The organism is Microbacterium sp. Bi128, assembly GCF_918698205.1.
The window spans coordinates 1-2,323 of the sequence record NZ_CAKKMM010000793.1; the positions used below are offsets into that span (position 1 = coordinate 1).

Below are 2,323 nucleotides of genomic sequence, written 5' to 3' on the forward strand. Positions count from 1 at the left end.
GCTAACCACCACGGGTTGCCCCGCAAAATCCGGCTCGTGTGCGGCCCGCGAAGCGGCAGCTGCGGTGATCCTCGAATCGGCTTTCCTCAGTCCGCCGCGGATGGTCCCGCGCCGACCCGCCTGCGCGCACCCCCGATCTCCCCGCGCAGTGCCTTCAGCGCGGAGACATAGATTTCCGAGAAGGTCGGGAACGGCTGGATCGTGTCGCTTAGGACATCAATGGGGACACGGGCCCGGATCGCCAGCGTCGCCTGCTGCAGCCACTCGCCGGCCTCCGGGCCGAGCGCGTACGCACCTGTCAGCCGTTCGCCGTCGCTGAGGAGGGTCAGGAAGCCGTTGCTCTCGGCGTCGGCACGCGTGTAGGTGGAGGTTTTCGGCAAGTCTGAGACTGGGGCCGTGGCGCTGAAGCGGCCCTCGGCGGCGCCCACCGCCGCGGCCTGCGGGTCCGTATAAGTGACCCGCGGAACGGCCTCATAGTTTGCCTCCCGCGCCTCACCGAGGATGTTCGCGGCGGCGACATCGCCCTGATACTTCCCGACGTGGGTCAGCGGCCAGATGCCGGTGACGTCACCGATCGCCCACAGCCCGTCCGCCACGCGCAGGCGTGCATCGACAGGGACTCCGCGGGGATCCGGCTCGACGCCGACGGTCTCCAGGCCGATCCCACTAATCCGCGGGCGCCTGCCCGTGGCGACGAGCAGCCGGTCACCTCTCAGCTCGCGCCCGTCGTCGATCTGGACGACGTAGTCCCCGCCCTCGCGCCGCGCCGTGGTCGCGGCCGCGGACAGCACGAGTTCGATGCCCTCGCCGCTCAGAACTTCACCGAGGGCCTCGCCCAGCGGCGCCGGCTCCCGGGCCAGGACGTGCCCGGACATGTCGATGACTGCCACCTCGCCGCCGAATCGGCGCACGGCCTGGGCCATCTCGACACCGACCGGGCCGCCGCCGAGGATGAGCAAGCGCCGGGGAACGGCCTTCATTGAGGTCGCCTCGCGGCTGCTCCAGACACCCTCTAAACCCCGCAGGCCCGGGATCGGCGGCACGACCGGATCGGCGCCATTGGCCAGGACTGGGCGGCGGTGTGCCGCACGCCGTCGACCTCGACGACGCCCGGCCCGGCGAGCCGCCCGGTGCCGCGCAGCAGGTCGATACCGTGATCGGCCAGCCAGCGCTCCTGCCCTGCATCGGAATAGTCCGAAACCATGAAGTCGCGCCAGGCCAGCGCCGCCTCGACATCGACTTCGGCAGTGGCGGCAGCCTGGCGTGCCGCATGGACCGCCTCGCCGGGCCGCAGCAAGGTTTTCGACGGGATGCACGCCCAGTATGTGCACTCACCGCCGACCAGCTCGCGCTCCACGACGGCCACGCGCAGGCCGCCCTCGGCGAGCGCGCCCGCGCAGTGTTCGCCCGGCGAGCCGCCGCCAATCACGATCACGTCGTAGTCGCTGTTCATGTCGGCAACTCCTCCCCGGCATGCTCGCGCACCATGTAGAGCGCGTACCAGTCGGGCCAGTCCGGGTCCTCCTGGCCCGTTCGCTCCTCGTGCGTGCCATGTGCGGCCGCGGCCCGCCTGAGGGCTTCGGCAAGGTCGTCCACGGATTCGTACGTAGTGGCCATCAGCCTCTCCTTTCAGCGGCCCGGAAGCCGGGTCTTGATCTCCTGCAGGACCCAGCCGTTGCCGTCCGGGTCGCTGAAGGACGCGAACGAGCCGTAGTCCGAGTGTCCAGGAGCCGGGCCGTCCAGGCGTCCCTCGGTTCCGGCGTGGTGGAAGATGCCCGTGGCGTCGTGGAAGGTTGCGCTGACCTCGACCCCGCGCGCCATCAGGTCGGCCCGGGCAGCGTCGATGTCGTACACCGCCAGGTGCATCCCCTGGGCCGAGCCCGGCGGCGCCGAGGTGACACCCTCGCCGAAGATGATCGAGCAGCCGGAACCCGGGGGCGTGAACTGCATGAGACGGTAGCCGTCCTCCACGGCGACCTCGGCGTCGGACCGCCAGCCCAGTCCGCCGTAGAACCGCTTGGCCCGGTCGACGTCCGAGACGGGCACGACCACGACCTCAAGCCTGAACTCCCCACGCTTCACCGGTGGGCTGGCGGCTGCACTTTTATTGCTTTCGTCGACGGTACTCATCCCGGCCTCCTCGGTCGGGCGCGCCATGAAAGGGCGGCATCGGGCTCACTGGCGACCCGGGAAAGGCGTGCCGACGGCGGGCATCAGGCCAATGCTGCGGGGCTTGCGCGGCGGGGGTCGCCATGCGCTTTTCCTTGTCGCCCCCCGGTCGATTTTCGGCCGAGGACGCTGCCCTCGGGACCCCACAGTGGCC

The 2,323-nt window shown here is 70.5% G+C and carries 4 protein-coding genes; all 4 read right to left on the reverse strand.

All coding sequences use genetic code 11. From position 1 onward, the window contains the following. Positions 1 to 86: 86 nt before the first annotated feature. From LQV45_RS35590 to LQV45_RS26335, 4 genes are read right to left on the reverse strand one after another with little or no spacing between them, the layout of a single operon-like run. A complete protein-coding gene (locus LQV45_RS35590; RefSeq protein ID WP_253074587.1) occupies positions 87 to 1,043 on the reverse strand; it encodes an NAD(P)/FAD-dependent oxidoreductase in 957 nt (318 codons plus the stop codon). Beyond that, entirely contained in the window at positions 1,013 to 1,453 is a 441-nt protein-coding gene (locus tag LQV45_RS35595) for an FAD-dependent oxidoreductase (RefSeq protein ID WP_253074588.1), read from the reverse strand. Before LQV45_RS35595 ends, LQV45_RS35590 begins: the two co-directional genes overlap by 31 nt. Beyond that, positions 1,450 to 1,617, reverse strand: coding sequence for a hypothetical protein (locus LQV45_RS26330; protein ID WP_230009645.1), 168 nt, complete (start codon positions 1,615 to 1,617; stop codon positions 1,450 to 1,452). The genes LQV45_RS35595 and LQV45_RS26330 overlap by 4 nt, the downstream gene beginning before the upstream one ends. A 12-nt stretch (positions 1,618 to 1,629) precedes the next feature. Beyond that, entirely contained in the window at positions 1,630 to 2,130 is a 501-nt protein-coding gene (locus tag LQV45_RS26335; RefSeq protein WP_230009648.1) for a VOC family protein, read from the reverse strand. Positions 2,131 to 2,323 lie beyond the last annotated feature (193 nt).

Coding starts and splice junctions, on each gene's coding strand:
- LQV45_RS35595 (WP_253074588.1), bottom strand. CDS start 1,453: ATGAACAGCGACTACGACGTGATCGTGATTGGCGGCGGCTCGCCGGGC.
- LQV45_RS26330 (WP_230009645.1), bottom strand. CDS start 1,617: ATGGCCACTACGTACGAATCCGTGGACGACCTTGCCGAAGCCCTCAGG.
- LQV45_RS26335 (WP_230009648.1), bottom strand. CDS start 2,130: ATGAGTACCGTCGACGAAAGCAATAAAAGTGCAGCCGCCAGCCCACCG.